This is a genomic window from Pseudomonas sp. GW821-FHT01D09 (assembly GCF_059422465.1).
This window is the reverse complement of record NZ_JBWKWY010000001.1, coordinates 490,740-506,944: the sequence shown is the minus strand read 5'-3', so window position 1 is coordinate 506,944 and position 16,205 is coordinate 490,740. Positions and strand designations below refer to the sequence as shown.

The window sequence follows — 16,205 nt, the reverse complement described above, 5'->3', positions numbered from 1 at the left end:
CGTAACGGGCCCCAACAGTACATATCCGTGGTTGCGGTAACGGCGGTGTGGCCGATCCCCCTGTGGGCGCTGGCTCCCGCAGGGGTCAGGGTTTTTCTTGTGGCTCCAGCTGGCCATCCCAACCGCCACCCAACGCCGCGATCAGTTGCACACTGGCCACCAGCCGGGTTTGCAGCAAGGTCAAGACCGTGCGTTCGTTGCTCAAGGCCGTGGCCTGCACGTTAACCACATCCAGATAGGCAATCAGGCCCGCCTTGTACTGGTTCTGGGTCAGGCGCAGGGATTCGCGCGCGGACTCCAGGGCCTCGTTGCTCACGCCCGCCTCGTCCTCCAGGACCTTGAGCTGAACCATATAGTTTTCCACTTCGCGGAAACCGTCGAGCACGGTCTGGCGGTATTTGGCCACGGTTTCGTCGTAGGACGCTTCGGCACGGTCGACTTCCGCCGAGCGTTGCCCACCGTCGAACAAGGTCATCGCCAGTTTGGGCCCCACCGACCAGAAACGGTTGGGCAGGCTGATCCAGTCGGCATAGGTACTGCTGGAATAACCACCGGCCAGGCTCAGGGTCAGGTCCGGGTAGTAGGCGGTTTTCGCCACGCCGATATTGGCGTTGGCAGCGATCACCGCACGCTCGGCCGAGGCGATGTCCGGGCGGCGCTCCAGCAGTTGCGATGGCAGGTTGGCAGGAATCTGCGGCAAGGCGGGAATGTCCTGGCTCACCGCCAGGTTGAACGTGGCCGGGGGCTCGCCGATCAGCACCGCGATGGCGTTTTCCAGCTGCGCACGCTGCCAGATCAGGTCGATCAGGCTGGCCTGGGTGCTTTTGAGCTGGGTCTGGGCCTGGGCCACGGCGTCCTTGCCGGACACGCCGGCGCGGTACTGGTTCTGGGTCATTTGCAGCGAGCGCTGGTAGGTCTCGACGGTGGCTTGCAGCAAGCGCGTCTGTTCGTCCATGACCCGCAGCTGCAGGTAGTTCTGCACCAACTCCGACTGCTGGCTCAGGCGCATGGCGGCCAGGTCGGCGGCGCTGGCTTGCTCACTGGCATTGCTGGCTTCCAGACCACGGCGCAACTTGCCCCAGATATCGGCCTCCCAGCTCACCCCCAGCTGGGTGTTGAGGGTGTTGCGGATACCGCTGCTGGAGCTGCTCAAGCTCGCATTACTGCTGCCGGTGCCCTGGCTGGCGCGGGTTTTCCCGGCGCTCAGGTCAACGGTCGGGAAGAACGCGCCACGGGCGCTGCGTGCGGTGGCCTGGGCCTGGCGGTAGCGGGCTTCGGCCTGGGCCACGGTCTGGTTGGCCGTGTTGAGTGTGTCCACCAGGCTGTTGAGTTGCCGGTCGCCATACAACTCCCACCAGGCGCCACGGGCCAGGGCATCGCTGGGGGCGGCCTGGCGCCAGCCCTGGGCTTGTTTGTACTGCGCAGGCTCTGCGACTGGCGGGCGCTGGTAATCGGGGCCTACGGCGCAGGCGCTGAGGAGCGCGCCGCACACAATCACCGCCAATGCAGGGGCCCGGAAAACAGTTGATTCGGTCATAACGGAGTGTCCAGGGCAGCGTCGGTACGCACCCCGCGCCAGTCGTTGAAACGATGGCGCAGGCGGTCGAGATAGAGGTAAACCACCGGGGTGGTGTAAAGGGTAAGGATCTGGCTGAAGACCAGGCCGCCGATAATGGTCAGGCCCAGAGGCTGGCGCATTTCCGCGCCTTCGGCGCTGCTCAGCAGCAAAGGCAAGGCACCGAGGATCGCCGCCAGGGTGGTCATCAGGATCGGCCGCAGGCGCAGCAGGCAGGCACTGCGAATCGATTCCAGGGGCTGCATGCCTTCCTTGCGTTCCAGTTGCAGGGCCAGGTCGATCATCAGGATCGCGTTTTTCTTCACCACGCCGATCAGCAGGAACAGGCCCAGCAGCGAGATCAGGCTGAACTCGCCGCCCAGCACGTAGATCGACAGCAGCGCGCCGACCCCGGCCGAGGGCAAGGTCGAAAGGATGGTCAGCGGGTGAATGTAGCTTTCATAGAGAATCCCCAGCACCAGGTACACCGCCACCAACGCGCCGAGGATCATGAACGGCTGGCTTTTCTGGGTGGCGGCGAAGGCGTCGGCGGTGCCGGCCATCTTGGCGATCACATCTTCGGGCAAGCCGACCTTGGCAATCGCCCGCTCGATGGCGGCCGTGCCCTGCTCCACCGTGACCCCGGGCGCCATATCGAAAGCAATGTCTTCAGAGGCAAACTGCCCTTCGTGGCTGACGCGGTCGTCGGCCAGGCTGTTTTCGTAGTGGGCGATGGTCGACAGCGGAATCCGCGCGCCGTCAGCGGTAATCACCTGCACCTGATTGAGGGTAATCGGGTCCTGAGCGTATTTGGGGTTGACCTCCATCACCACCCGGTACTGGTTGAGGCTGTCATAAATGGTGGAAATCTGCCGCTGGCTGTAGGCGTTGTTCAGCACCGAGGTGACCATGTTCATGTCCACGCCCAGGCGCTTGGCCTGGTCGCGATCGACAATCAGCGTCACCTGCTGCGCGCCCCGGCCTTCGCGGGCGTCGATGGCGGTCAGCTCTGGCAAGGCGCGCAAGGCGGCGACCACTTTCGGGTACCACAGGCGCAAGGCGGCCAGGTCGCCACTTTGCAGGATGTAGGAATACTGCGAGGACGTCTGGTCGCGGCTACCGCCAAATTGCAGGTCCTGGTCGGCCATCAGCATCAAGCGGCCACCGGGCACCGGGGGCACGTTTTTGCGCAGGCGCTCGATCACCGCCTGGGCCGACAGCTTGCGTTCCTTGATCGGCTTGAGGCGTACCAGCATCACCGCGTTGTTGGTGCCGTTGCTGCCACCGATAAAGCCGGCCACGCTTTCCACGGCCGGGTCTTGCAGCACGGCCTTGCGGAAGATCTCCATCTTCGGCTGCATGACACTGAATGACAGGCCGTCATCGCCGCGCACAAAACCGATCAGTTGCCCGGTGTCCTGCTGCGGCATAAAGGTTTTGGGCACCACCACATACAGCGCAATATTCACGCCGATGGTCAGCAGCAGGCTGAGCAGGGTCAGGCGCTTGTGTCGCAGCACCCAGTCGAGGCTGCGGGCATAACCCGCGACCATCTGGTCGTTGACCTTCTGGCTCCAGCGCTGCAAACCGGTCTGCTGGCCTTTGACATGGGGCTTGAGCCAGCGCGCGCAGAGCATTGGCGTCAGGGTCAGGGAAACCACCAGCGACACGATGATCGCCGCCGCCAGGGTGATGGAGAACTCACGGAACAGGCTGGTGACAATCCCGCCCATAAACAGGATCGACAGGAACACCGCCACCAGCGACACGTTCATCGACAGCAGGGTAAAACCGACCTCCTTGGCCCCCAGGTACGCCGCCTTCATCGGTGCGATACCGTCGTCGATATGCCGGGAGATGTTCTCCAGCACCACAATGGCGTCGTCCACCACCAGGCCGGTGGCGAGGATCAGGGCCATCAGCGACAGGTTGTTCAGGGAAAACCCATACAGGTACATGATGGCAAAGGTGCCCACCAGCGACACCGGCACCGCCAGGGTCGGGATCAACGAGGCGCGGAAGTTACCGAGGAACAGGTACACCACCAGGATCACCAGGGCCACGGCAATCAGCAGGGTCATTTCCGCTTCATGCAGGGTGGCGGTGATCACCGGCGAACGGTCCATGGCCAGGTTGAGCTTGACGCTGGACGGCAGCACCGCCTGCAACGCCGGCAACTGGGCCTTGATCTGCTTGACGGTCTCGATGATGTTGGCGCCGGACTGGCGGTTGATCACCAGCAACACCGCCGCATCATTGTTGAAGAAACCACTGTTGTAGCGGTCTTCGACGCCATCGCTGATCTTCGCCACGTCACTCAGGCGCAAGGCGGCGCCGTCCTGGTAGCGGATCAGCAGCGGCTCATAGTCCTTGGCTTTTTCCAGCTGGTCGTTGGCCTGGATCTGCCAGTTGCGCTCGCCATCTTCCACCGAGCCCTTGGGCCGGCGCACGTTGGCATTGGCAATGGTGTCGCGCACTTCATCCAGGGACACGCCGTACTGGTCCAGGGCCTTGGGTTCCAGCTCGATGCGCACCGCTGGCAGGGAGCTGCCGCCGATCTGCACTTCGCCCACCCCCTGCACCTGGGACAGGCTTTGCGAGAGGATGGTCGAGGCCAGGTCGTACAGCTGCCCCTTGGGCAATACGTCCGAGGTCAGCGACAACACCATGATCGGCGCCTGGGACGGGTTGATCTTGCGGTAGGTGGGCATGCTGCGCATGCCGCTGGGCAACAGGTTGCGCGAGGCATTGATCGCCGCTTGCACTTCCCGCGCCGCGCCGTTGATATCGCGGTCGGAGTCAAAGGCCAGGATCACCCGGGTCGAGCCCTGGCTGGACGAGCTGCTCAGGGTGGTGACCCCGGCAATCGCGCCAAAGGAACGCTCCAGGGGCGTGGCCACGGTAGACGCCATCACTTCCGGGCTCGCACCAGGCAGGCTGGCAGACACCACGATCACCGGGAAGTCGATCTGCGGCAACGGCGACACCGGCAACAGGTTGAAACTGACACCGCCCAGCAACATGATCGCCAGGCTCAGCAGCATGGTGGCTACCGGCCGGCGAATAAAAGGTCCGGACAGGTTCATGGCTCAACCGGCTCCAGCGCTTCGGGGCTCTTGCGCCAGCGACGGCCAAGGCGGTCGAAGTACAGGTAGATCACCGGCGTGGTAAACAGCGTAAGGATCTGGCTCAACAGCAAGCCACCCACCATCACCAGGCCCAGGGGCTGGCGCAACTCGGCGCCGGAGCCCGTGGCCAGCATCAACGGCACGGCCCCGAACAGCGCTGCCAGGGTGGTCATCAGGATCGGCCGGAAGCGCAGCAGCGCCGCCTGGTAGATCGCGGTCTGCGGGTCCAGGCCCTGGTTGCGTTCGGCGTCGAGGGCGAAGTCGATCATCATGATCGCGTTCTTCTTCACGATGCCGATCAGCAGGATGATGCCGATGATCGCGATCATCCCCAGGTCATTGCCCGTGAACAGCAACGCCAGCAACGCCCCCACCGCGGCCGACGGCAAGGTCGAGAGGATGGTGATCGGGTGGATATAGCTCTCGTACAGCACGCCGAGCACGATGTACATGGTCACCACCGCCGCCAGGATCAGCAGCAAGGTGCTCGACAGCGACGCCTCGAACGCCTGGGCGGCGCCCTGGAACTGAGTCTGCACGCCGATCGGCATGCCGATCTCCTTCTGCACCTGGTTGATCAGCTCCACACCCTTGCCCAGGGCCACACCGGGCGCCAGGTTGAACGACATCATCACCGCCGGGAACTGGCCGATATGGGTAATCGCCAACTGCGCCTGGCGCTGTTCGAGGCGGGCCAGGCTCGACAGGCGCACCTGGCCGCCGTCGGTGGTCTTTACGTGGATCTGGTTCAGCGCGTCCGGCCCCAGGCTTTCGCCGGACTGGGCCTGCAGCACCACGCGGTACTGGCTGGCCTGGGTGTAGATCGTGGAAATCTGCCGCTGGCCGAAGGCGTCGTACAGGGCGTCGGTGATATTGGCCACCGACACGCCCAGGCGCGAGGCGGCATCGCGGTCGATCACCATGTACACCTGCAAGCCTTTGTCCTGCAGGTCGCTGGCCACGTCGGTGAGTTCCGGGTGCTGGCTCAGGGCCTGTACCAGTTTGCCGCTCCACAGGGCCAGCAGGTCGGCATCCGGGGAGGACATGCTGAACTGGTACTGGGTGCGGCTGACGCGGTCTTCGATGGTCAGGTCCTGCACCGGCTGCATGAACAGGCGGATGCCTACCAGTTTGTCCAGCGTCGGTTGCAGGCGCGCGATCACCTCGACAGCGCTCAAGTCCCGCTCTTTATGGGGCTTGAGGTTGATCAGCAGGCGGCCGCTGTTGAGGGTGGCGTTGTCGCCATCCACACCGATGTAGGACGACAGGCTTTCCACCGCAGGATCTTCGAGGATGATCTTCGCCAGTTCTTGCTGGCGCTGGCTCATGGCCGCAAAGGAAATCGACTGCGGCGCCTCGGAAATGCCCTGGATCACCCCGGTGTCTTGCACCGGGAAGAAGCCCTTGGGCACCACCAGGTACAGCACCACGGTCAGGCCCAGGGTAGCGATGGCCACCAGCAGGGTCAGCGGCTGGTGCTTGAGCACCCATTGCAGCTTGCGCCCGTAGGCGGCCACCAGCCAGTCGATCCACGCGCCGCTGGCCTTGTAGAAGCGGCCCTGTTCTTCCTCCTTGGGTTCGCGCTTGAGCAGGCGCGCGCACATCATCGGCGTCAGGGTCAGGGACACCACCAGGGAAATCAGGATCGCCACCGCCAGGGTGATGGCAAACTCGCGGAACAGCCGCCCGACCACATCGGCCATGAACAGCAGCGGGATCAAGACCGCGATCAGCGACAGGGTCAGGGACACCAGGGTAAAGCCGATCTGCTTGGCGCCCTTGAGCGCGGCGGCCAGCGGCGTCTCGCCTTCCTCGATATAGCGGGAAATGTTCTCCAGCATCACGATGGCATCGTCCACCACAAACCCGGTGGCGATGGTCAGGGCCATCAGGGTCAGGTTGTTGATGGAGAACCCGGCCAGGTACATCACGCCAAAGGTGCCGATCAGGGACAACGGCACGGCAATCGACGGGATGAGGGTGGCACTGAAACGGCGCAGGAACAGGAACGTGACCATCACCACCAGGGCAATGGCGATCAGCAATTCATGCTGCACATCGGTGACCGAGGCGCGGATGGTCTGGGTGCGGTCGGTGAGTACCGTCACATCGAGGCCGGCCGGCAGGTTATCGGTGATGCTCGGCAGCAGTGCCTTGATGCGGTCCACCACCTCGATCACGTTGGCCCCCGGCTGGCGCTGGATATTGAGCAGCACGGCCTGGTTTTCATTGGCCCAGGCGGCAAGGCGTTCGTTTTCGGCACCATCGACAATCTGTGCGACATCTTTGAGGCGCAGCGGCGCGCCGTTGCTGTAGGCCAGGATCAGTTCGGCGTACTGCTCGGGCGAGACCAACTGGTCGTTGGCATCGAGCATCGACACCCGGGTCGGGCCGTCGAAGTTACCCTTGGGCTGGTTGACGTTGGAGGCGGCGATCAGGCTGCGCACGTCCGCCAGGTTCAAGCCATTGGCGGCCAGGGCCTCGGGGTTGACCTTGATCCGCACCGCCTGGCGCTGGCCGCCGGCGATGCTGACCATGCCCACGCCGCTGATCTGCGCGATCTTTTGCGCCATGCGCGTATCGACCAGGTCATTGAGCTTGGGCAGCAGCATGGTCTTGGAGGTGATGGCCAGGGTCAGCACCGGGGTATCGGCCGGGTTGACCTTGTTGTACACCGGTGGCGCCGGCAGGTCCGAGGGCAGCAGGTTGCTGGCCGCGTTGATCGCCGCCTGCACCTGTTGCTCGGCCACGTCCATATTGACGTCCAGGCTGAAGCGCAGGGTCAGCACCGAGGCGCCACCGGAACTGGTGGACGCCATCTGCGTGAGGCCGGGCATTTGCCCGAACTGGCGCTCCAGGGGTGCGGTGACCGCGCTGGTCATGACATCCGGGCTGGCGCCGGGGTACAGGGTCATGACGCGGATGGTCGGGTAATCCACCTGGGGCAAGGCCGACACCGGCATCAGGCGATAGGCAATCAGGCCGGCCAGGACAATGGCCAGCATGCTCAGGGTGGTGGCGACGGGCCTGAGGATAAACAGGCGTGACAGGTTCATGCGCCGGCCTTTGGCGCCTTGCCGGCATCCGCCGCCGGGCTGCTGTCGCCTGGTGCCGCAGGCTTGCCCTGCAAGTGTTCGGTCGGGGTGGTGGGGACCTGGTTGCCGTCGTTGACCACTTCCACATCGGTGCCGTCCTTCAGACGGTCGGTGCCTTCCAGTACCACGCGATCGCCTGCCGCCAGGCCTTCCTTGACCACGGTGTTCTGGCCATCGGTATCACCGATGACCAGGGTGCGGATCTTGACCTTCTTGTCACCGTCCAGGGCGTAGACAAAGGTGCCATTGGTGCCGAACTGGATCGCCGCCGAAGGCACCAGCACCACGTTTTTCAGGGTGTCGGCCAACAGGCGCACGTTGACGAACTGGTTGGGGAATAGCACCTGGTCCTGGTTATCGAAGCGTGCCTTGAATTTCAGGGTGCCGGTGGTGACGTCGATCTGGTTGTCCAGGCTCTGCAACACCCCGGTGGCTTGCAATTGCACATCGCCACGGTCCCAGGCCTGTACCGGCAGCTTGTTGCCGCTGCGGTAGCGGGCCAATACGGTTTGCAGGCTGTTCTCCGGCAAGGTAAAGGCCACGCTGATCGGCTGGGTCTGGGTGATGATCGCCAGGGCGGTGGTGTCATTGGCCGCCACCAGGTTGCCGACGTCCAGCTGGCGCAGGCCGACACGCCCGGAAATCGGTGCGCGGATCTTGGTGAATTCCAAGTTGAGCTTGGCGTCATCCACCGCGCCCTGGTTGGTCTTGACCGTGCCCTGGTATTGCAGGACCAGCGCAGCGGCGGTGTCCAAAGTCTGCTTGGCAATACTGTCCTGTTCATACAGGCCGCGATAACGCTCGAGGTCGACCTGGGCGTTCTTCAATTGGGCCTGGTTTTGCAGCAGCGTGCCCTGGGCCTGGAGCAAGGCGTTCTGGTAGCTGCGCGGGTCGATTTGCGCCAACAGGTCGCCAGCCTTGACCATCTGCCCTTCTTCAAAGGCGATCTTGACCAGCTCTCCCCCGACCCGGCTGCGCACGTTGATGGTGTTCAAGGCCGTCACGGTCCCCAGCGCCTTGTAGTACAGCGGGAAGTCCCCCGTGACCGCCGGCGCGACACGCACCGGCACTGCCGCACCGGAGCCGCCGAAGCCGGGACGCATCATCCCGGTCTTGCTGGTCCTGGCGGCCGGCGCGTCCTTTTGGGCGGTGCCGGTCGGCCAGAATTTCCAGCACAGGAAGGCAACAACCAACAGCACGAGCAAGCCAAACAGCCAGCGGCGGGAACTACGGGGGGACGATTGCATGGATTGATCAACCATTGGAGGCGAGGGCTTCTACTGTGGGAGGCTGAAAGATAAGCACTGGGGCGCGTTTAGAAAAGCGCCTTTACCGGCTATTTACCTTCGGGCTTACAAACATTTACTTTTCGCGGTGAAACATCAGCTATTTGACCTAAACCGCTGAAGCACAAATAAAAACGGCCTGGACAAGGCCAGGCCGCAAGCATGCATCATACGTGTTACTGCAAAGCGACAGTAACGCGCAGCCGCAATTACTTCAGTACAGCCAGGGCCGCGTCGTAGTTTGGCTCTTCGGCGATTTCGCCCACCAACTCGCTGTGCAGCACCTTGTCGTTTTCGTCCAGGACCACCACGGCGCGGGCGGTCAGGCCCTTGAGGACGCCATCGACAATGGAGACACCGTAGTCAACGGCAAAGTCGGCGCTGCGGAAGTCCGACAGGTTCTTCACGTTTTCCAGGCCTTCGGCACCGCAGAAGCGGGCCTGGGCGAATGGCAGGTCGGTGGAGATGCACAGTACAACGGTGTTATCCAGCGCGTTGGCCTGGGCATTGAACTTGCGCACCGATGTGGCGCAGGTCGGGGTGTCAACGCTTGGGAAGATGTTCAGTACTTTGCGCTTGCCGGTGAAAGTCGCCAGGGTGACGTCCGACAGATCGCCTGCCGTCAGGGAAAAGTCGAGGGCCTGGGTGCCAACTTGCGGCAACTGGCCTTCAACCTGGACCGGGTTGCCTTTGAGGGTGACTTGAGCCATGAACGGAATCCTTATGCTGAGTTGGATGAAACGAATTCGAGAGGCCGAAGTTAACCACAAAGTGCGATTGACACCTATGCCCTAACACAAAATGTCATGACTGCGCCCGTGCCGGGCCGCTGTGGTTTAATTGCGCCGCTTTTGCCCTGCCCTTGAAGGAATCCATCGTTGAACACTCCGTCTGCCACCCACGTCCTGGTCATCGGTTATGTCTGGCCGGAGCCCCGCTCCTCGGCCGCCGGCGGGCATATGATGCAGATCCTGGAAAGTTTTCTGGCCCAAGGCTGGAAGATCACCTTCAGCAGCCCGGCCGCTATCGGCGAGCACAAGGCCGACCTCGCGGCACTGGGCATCGACGAATGCGCCATCGAGCTCAATAGCAGCAGTTTCGACGACTTTCTCCGCGAACTGGCCCCGGACATTGTGCTGTTCGACCGTTTCATGATGGAGGAACAATTCGGCTGGCGTGTGGAAAAGCATTGCCCCCAGGCCCTGCGCGTGCTGGAAACCTCGGACTTGCAGAGCCTGCGCGATGCCCGCCAGCAGCGCCTCAAGGATTACCTCAAGCATCAGCCGGATGCTGACGACTTCAGCCCGTTATTCGCCCCCGCCCTGGACGAAGCGTTCCAGATGATGGCCGACACCGACCTGGCCAAGCGCGAGATCGCGGCGATCTACCGCTGTGATATCAGCCTGATGATTTCCGATGTGGAGATCCAGTTGCTCACCGAACACTTCAAGGTGCCCGCCGCCCTGCTCCACTGGTGCCCCTTGATGGTCGATGCGCCCAGCGAGACCTTTACCCCTTATGAGGATCGCGCGCATTTCTTGAGCATCGGCAACTTCCGCCATGCCCCCAACTGGGACGCCGTGTTGTGGATGAAAAACAGCCTCTGGCCGTTGATTCGCCAACAACTACCCGGCGCCCAGCTGCATATCTATGGCGCCTACACGCCGCCCAAGGCCACGGCCTTGCACAACCCGGCCCAGGGCTTTCATGTGATGAACTGGGCCGAGGACGCCCTGCAAGTGATGTCGGCCGCGCGTATCTGCCTGGCGCCGCTGCGCTTTGGCGCCGGGATCAAGGGCAAGCTGGCCGATGGCATGCTCTGTGGCACACCGAGCATCACCACGCCCATCGGCGCCGAAGGCATGGGCGACGGGCAGCCCTGGCCTGGTGCGGTCGCCCACAGCGCGACGACCCTGGCAGCCGCTGCCGTGGCCCTGTACGAAGACCGGCACGCCTGGACCCAGGCCCAGGAACAGGGGCGTGCGCTACTGGCCCGGCGCTATGCCTCACAGATCCACGGCCCGGCGCTGGTCGAGCGCCTGCAGCACTGCCGCGATACACTGGCGCAACATCGACGCAACAACTTTACCGGCAGCATGCTGCGCCACCATCTGCACAAAAGTACCCAGTACATGGCGCAGTGGATCGAGGCAAAAAACCGCGCGCTGTAGGCAGCGGCGCTGGCGAGGTGGCGTGCAACGGGGCATTATCGGTTGCGCACCCCCACTAAAAGCGACGGCAGCATGACCCGGGCAGCGCGAATCACCGACCCTTCCTACGAGCTGATGGACGACCACAACGGCCTGTCCATCATCTATCGCCAGCATGGTTTCCCCTGCCCGCTGGTGCGCTGGCACTTTCACAAGGAATACGAGCTGCACTTGATTATCGCCAGCGCCGGCAAGGTGTTTATCGGCGACTATATCGGCAATTTTCACCCGGAAAGCCTGTTCCTCACCGGCCCCAACCTGCCCCACAACTGGATCAGCCAGGTGGCGGAAGACGAAGTGGTGCCCAAGCGCGACATGCTGGTGAATTTCACCGATGAATTGCTGGAGGGCGCCAGCCAGATCTTCACTGAGCTCAAGAGCCTGGCGCCGCTGCTGGAACGGGCGCAGTACGGCATCGAATTCCGCTGCAAAAAGACCATCGCCCAGGCCATGACCCTGATGCAACACATCGAGGACGCCCGGGGCATGGCGAGACTGGGGCACTTCTTTATCTTGCTGGAGGCCCTCAGTGCGTGTGAGGACTACCAGTTGCTGTCAGGAGGGACCACGGCGCAGTTGGCCGATGAGCACAGCATCGACCGGACCAACCGTGCGGTGGACTATATCTTTGCCCATTACGCCCGGGAGCTGCCGCTGGAAGAGGTCGCGCAGTACCTGGGGATGAAACCCACCTACTTCTCCCGGGTGTTCAAGCAGGCCACCGGGCGCACTTTCATCGAGTTCGTCAACCGCCTGCGCATCAGCAAATCCTGCGAGTTGCTGGCCGATGGCGACAAGGCCGTGACCGAGGTGTGCTTTGAGTCCGGGTTCAACAATATTTCCAACTTCAATCGGCGCTTCCAGCAGCTCAAAGGCATGACGCCCTCGCACTACCGGCGCCTGGCGGTCCAGCGCCTGACGGAGCAAAACCTGGCCTGAGCCGCCGTGGATGGGTAACCATTCGTCGCCACTGTCAATCTTGACAGTTATATGCGCCCCCGCCTTGGGTGTGTGATGTCCTTGTTCAGTTGCCCGCCCAAGGAGCATCCACGATGAAGAAGCCTGCGCCATCCACCCCGCCCTCGTTACCTTGCCTGCCTCATCACCCGGCCCCCGGACAACCGACTGATGCAGACGAACTGCTCCCCCCCTTCGTCAGCGACGAGGTGATCCCGCTGCCGGGAGCCGCGCGTGGGCTGGGCATTCGCCATACGATGCCCTGGATGACGGTAAATTTTCCACGCTGGACCAGGCTCAGCCCAGGCGATACCTATAAGTTCTATATGGGCAGTGATCGCTTTGCCATTGCTTCGGATGAGATCAGGGCAGAGGATCTGGACAAGGCTGTTTTGCGGTTGGTCATCCTGCCTGAGCTTATTCCGGAGACGTTTACCTACCCTACTTTTTGCGAAGTTATCCGCAGAGGCAGCACCACCCCCAGTACTTCACCCCGTGAAACCTGGTATGTCAAACGCACTCGCCCGGGTGGGGTCAGTAAAGACCCGGCATTGCCCTATCACACCGAACTGGTGATACACCTGCCGCCGGACCTGGTGGGCAACGTGCTGGACCCCGAACGCGCCAAGGAGGGAGTAGAGCTGACGATCGACCGCTACCCTAATATCACGGAAGGCGACACCGCCGAGGTGTATTGGAACGGCCATCTGACGATCCTTCGGATTGATGGCGAGCATGTCGCCGGCATCAAACCCATTACGGTATTGATCCCTGAGTCGACCATCATTGATGGTGGCAGCGGCGACGTCATTATTCGCTTCCGGCTGTATGACAAGGTGTTCAACTTTTCCGGAGAGGTCCAACAGTGGTCGGATCACGTCACGGTGGACAGCGATCTGGACCCCCTCCTGCTCCCTACTCCACACTTTGTGGTGGATGGGGAGTCCGTCATGAAGCTGAACCTCGACACCCATGGCGATGCCTTCTTCGAGGTCGAAGTGGTTATTCCCAGAAGGCTGCCAAGTGGAACATTGACCCCTGCTGGTGCCTTGATCATCATGACCTTGAAAGGCGCCGATGCCGAGGGCTTGCCCTTTGAAACCACATTGCCAGCGTTTCCGGCACGTATTGGGCTGTCGGCCACGGCCCCAGTGGACCGCAAACACCTGGTGGCGGTGCTCAACGGCCATATGCAGTTTGAATACACGCTGACCACGGCCACCCACGTGCCCCTGGGCAAATCCCGGCGCCGGAATATCACGGTCTTCGGCACCAAAAGCACGATGCCGGCGATGATCATCGAGCAGAACGAAGGTGGCAACATTGACCCTGCGCATCCCTTTATCAAAGTCTTCTTTCCGCGCTACACCCCTTATGATCGCCACTACAATGTGACGTTGCGGATGGAGGCGGTACGGCCAGGGGGCGGCCTGGTGTTTTATGAAGAGAGCGCATTGGCAGGCCAGGAGCCACCGCCGGAGCGTTACCGTATTGTCGACCAGGAAGACTTCGCGCGTTTTGTCGGGATTGGCACCGTCCAGGTGTTTTACCTGGTAGATGATGGCAAGGTGCGGATCATGAGCCCCGGCATCCAGACCATTCGCAAGTCCGATGTGCTGGAAGTGACCTTTGGCCAGCGCGATGCCGAACTGCCAGAGCCGCAGCTGCAATATGTGGACGAGTTCAATAATCTGGACCCCGCACGCATAAAGGGCGGCCAGCTCCAGGTGACCCTGCCGTATACGCGGACGGTGCCAGACGATGTTTTCAGGTGGACCTTGCTGGGGGCTAACAGCAACGGATCCGCCAGTGACGAGATCCCCCTCAACACCGGAACGGCAGGCAGGCCCGTGCAGTTCTACCTGGAGGAGGCGCTGATTGTTGCCAGCAAGAATGGCGAAATTCGCCTCAGTTATTCGCTGGTGCCTGCAAGTGGTGGTGGCACACGCTATTCGCAAGTCTTGATCGTCACTGTGGGGGAGGCCCTGGACCTGTTGCGGCCAGAGGTATTGCAAGCCCAGCGTTACCCCGACCAACTGGTCCCCGAAGCCGCGCTGTCCGGGGCGACCATCGCCGTCTCCTATCTACAGATGCTGCCCAGTCATCGCATCCAGGCCTGCTGGACCGGTATTCCCGGGATAGGTACCCATTGCGAAACGAAGGATGGCAATACGTCCAAAACCTTGCACTTCGAGGTGCCCGCAGAGGTCATTGGCGCCAGCCTCAATGGATATGGACGCTATATCGAGGTGCAGTACTTCGTGCTCTTGGGTGTCCATCAAACACCTTCGCCCGTGCTGAGCCTGAACCTGCTGCCTCCCGTCCTCCCGCAGCCCTACATCGAAGGCCATACCAGCAGCGTGCTGAACATCAGCACCTTGCTCGGTAGCGAGCGCGCCATGGTCGATCGCTGGAGCTTTATCAACCGCAATCAACGGATGTGGTTTGAATTGCGGGGCACCTATGCCAATGGCACAGATTTCTACGCAACCTTCTACAACGGCGACCCGGTGACCTTTAACGGCGAGCAGAACGGTATCCGCCCAACGGCGCCAGTGAGCGAGATGCGTCAACTCAAGGATGGCTCGCAATTGCTGATGCGCTTCGGGGTGACCTTTGACCAAACGGCCATTGAGTCCAATGCCCTGTGGTTCCCGGAACGCCGGTACACCATTCAGGCCATCCCGGCCCAGTTCCCGGTGCCGACGTTGCGACAGGCCACGGGCTCTGGCTCTTCAGTGACCTTAGCCCCGCTGGATGCGCGATTCGGTGCAACGGTAGACGTGTCCTACAGCCCGATGTATGTCACCGACTTCATTACCCTGGAGGTGATGGGGGCCCCGGGAGCGGGTTCGGGGCAACAGGGGCCAATCAACGGAGAAGCCGACGGCACGGTCACCTTCAACCTGCCGGAGGCGCTTATTGCCGCAAACATAGGCAATAAAGACACCCTCTTCACCGTGAAATATACCGTCCTGCGCAATGGCACCTTCCAGCCGTCAGCAGTGTTGACCGTAACGCTCAAGGCAATCCCCCAGGCAGAGCTGAAAAGAACCCTGCTGCGTATTGATGAAGCGATCAGCGGTGTACTCGATGTGGGGGAATTGGTCGGTAATGCAACGGCAACGGTGGGAACCTGGCCATTCATTGCCAGGGACCAGCCTGTGTGGCTGCGCTTGTTCGGTAACAAACCCAACGGTACGGCCCATAACCTGCCCCTGCTCAACGGTGCCGACGGCGATCGGGTGACCGATGCCTGGTTGAACCTTGGGTATCAGCAGAAAGCGATACTGAATACGTACCTGATTGATCTGGGCAATGCGACCCAACTGACCATGCAACTCAAGGCGGCGTTAACGACCAGTACCGATGAATCGAAGGCCATTGAGTTCCCGCCGGTGGTGTACAACATACGCAGCCGGATGATTAACGACGAGACGACGTTCGACGAGTACTACTTCAATCACTGGCTCAGCCAATGGCCCAATGTGGGCATCCGCCGCGAGACAAATGCCAACTATTACCTGCAATCCGTTCCCTATACGGGCAGTGGTGTCAGGATCTACAAGGTCTATTTCCCTTATGCAGCGGGATACTATCGAATTAGATTTAGGTACAAGATCAGCAAGTTTGCCAATATTGGTGGGCCGACCAGTATCTTGGTGCATACCAGAAACTGGCAAAACAATGTTGTCATCCCCAGCATCAATACATGGCTCAATGCCGATGTGCAGACGGGCTTTGTGCCGGGTCAATCCTTTGAACTTTCAATCTCTGTAGTCAACCCGGCAGACGGTGGCATCTACGATTTTGATGACATCAAAGTACAACAGCGTCCTTATCCATCGGGGACCGATCTGGAGGAGTAATTTCTGCGGTGTTAAAAGACCGAGGCCCCAGCGAAAATGCTGGGGCCTCGGTGTAACTACAGGGTATCACTGGCACTTTCCAATGCTCTCATCAAACTCCTGCCC

8 protein-coding genes are annotated in these 16,205 nt (G+C 61.6%); 3 read left to right on the top strand and 5 right to left on the bottom strand.

Annotation, left to right across the window (positions count from 1 at the left end; translation table 11 throughout):
* Positions 1-85: 85 nt before the first annotated feature.
* The 5 genes from AC07W7_RS02350 to tpx form a co-directional block, all read right to left on the bottom strand.
* Complete coding sequence (locus tag AC07W7_RS02350; RefSeq protein ID WP_076961001.1) at positions 86-1,537, bottom strand: efflux transporter outer membrane subunit; 1,452 nt, start codon at positions 1,535-1,537, stop codon at positions 86-88.
* Entirely contained in the window at positions 1,534-4,641 is a 3,108-nt protein-coding gene (locus AC07W7_RS02345; RefSeq protein WP_076961002.1) for an efflux RND transporter permease subunit, read from the bottom strand. Before AC07W7_RS02345 ends, AC07W7_RS02350 begins: the two co-directional genes overlap by 4 nt.
* The gene (locus AC07W7_RS02340) at positions 4,638-7,739 is read right to left on the bottom strand and encodes an MdtB/MuxB family multidrug efflux RND transporter permease subunit (protein WP_076961003.1); all 3,102 of its coding nucleotides are present in this window, start codon (positions 7,737-7,739) and stop codon (positions 4,638-4,640) included. The genes AC07W7_RS02345 and AC07W7_RS02340 overlap by 4 nt, the downstream gene beginning before the upstream one ends.
* On the bottom strand, positions 7,736-9,040 hold the full coding sequence (locus tag AC07W7_RS02335; RefSeq protein WP_169901944.1) for an MdtA/MuxA family multidrug efflux RND transporter periplasmic adaptor subunit: 1,305 nt from the start codon (positions 9,038-9,040) through the stop codon (positions 7,736-7,738). The genes AC07W7_RS02340 and AC07W7_RS02335 overlap by 4 nt, the downstream gene beginning before the upstream one ends.
* 233 nt (positions 9,041-9,273) lie before the next feature.
* A complete protein-coding gene (gene tpx, locus AC07W7_RS02330; protein ID WP_495038560.1) occupies positions 9,274-9,774 on the bottom strand; it encodes a thiol peroxidase in 501 nt (166 codons plus the stop codon).
* Between the two features lie 168 nt (positions 9,775-9,942).
* Between tpx and AC07W7_RS02325 the strand changes: the two genes are divergently transcribed.
* The 3 genes from AC07W7_RS02325 to AC07W7_RS02315 all read left to right on the top strand — a co-directional run bounded on the left by AC07W7_RS02325 (position 9,943) and on the right by AC07W7_RS02315 (position 16,100).
* The gene (locus AC07W7_RS02325) at positions 9,943-11,235 is read left to right on the top strand and encodes a glycosyltransferase (RefSeq protein ID WP_495038559.1); all 1,293 of its coding nucleotides are present in this window, start codon (positions 9,943-9,945) and stop codon (positions 11,233-11,235) included.
* A gap of 72 nt (positions 11,236-11,307) precedes the next feature.
* The gene (locus tag AC07W7_RS02320) at positions 11,308-12,213 is read left to right on the top strand and encodes an AraC family transcriptional regulator (RefSeq protein WP_076961007.1); all 906 of its coding nucleotides are present in this window, start codon (positions 11,308-11,310) and stop codon (positions 12,211-12,213) included.
* A 113-nt stretch (positions 12,214-12,326) separates the two neighbouring features.
* The gene (locus AC07W7_RS02315) at positions 12,327-16,100 is read left to right on the top strand and encodes a hypothetical protein (RefSeq protein WP_495038558.1); all 3,774 of its coding nucleotides are present in this window, start codon (positions 12,327-12,329) and stop codon (positions 16,098-16,100) included.
* The last annotated feature ends 105 nt before the right edge of the window (positions 16,101-16,205 follow it).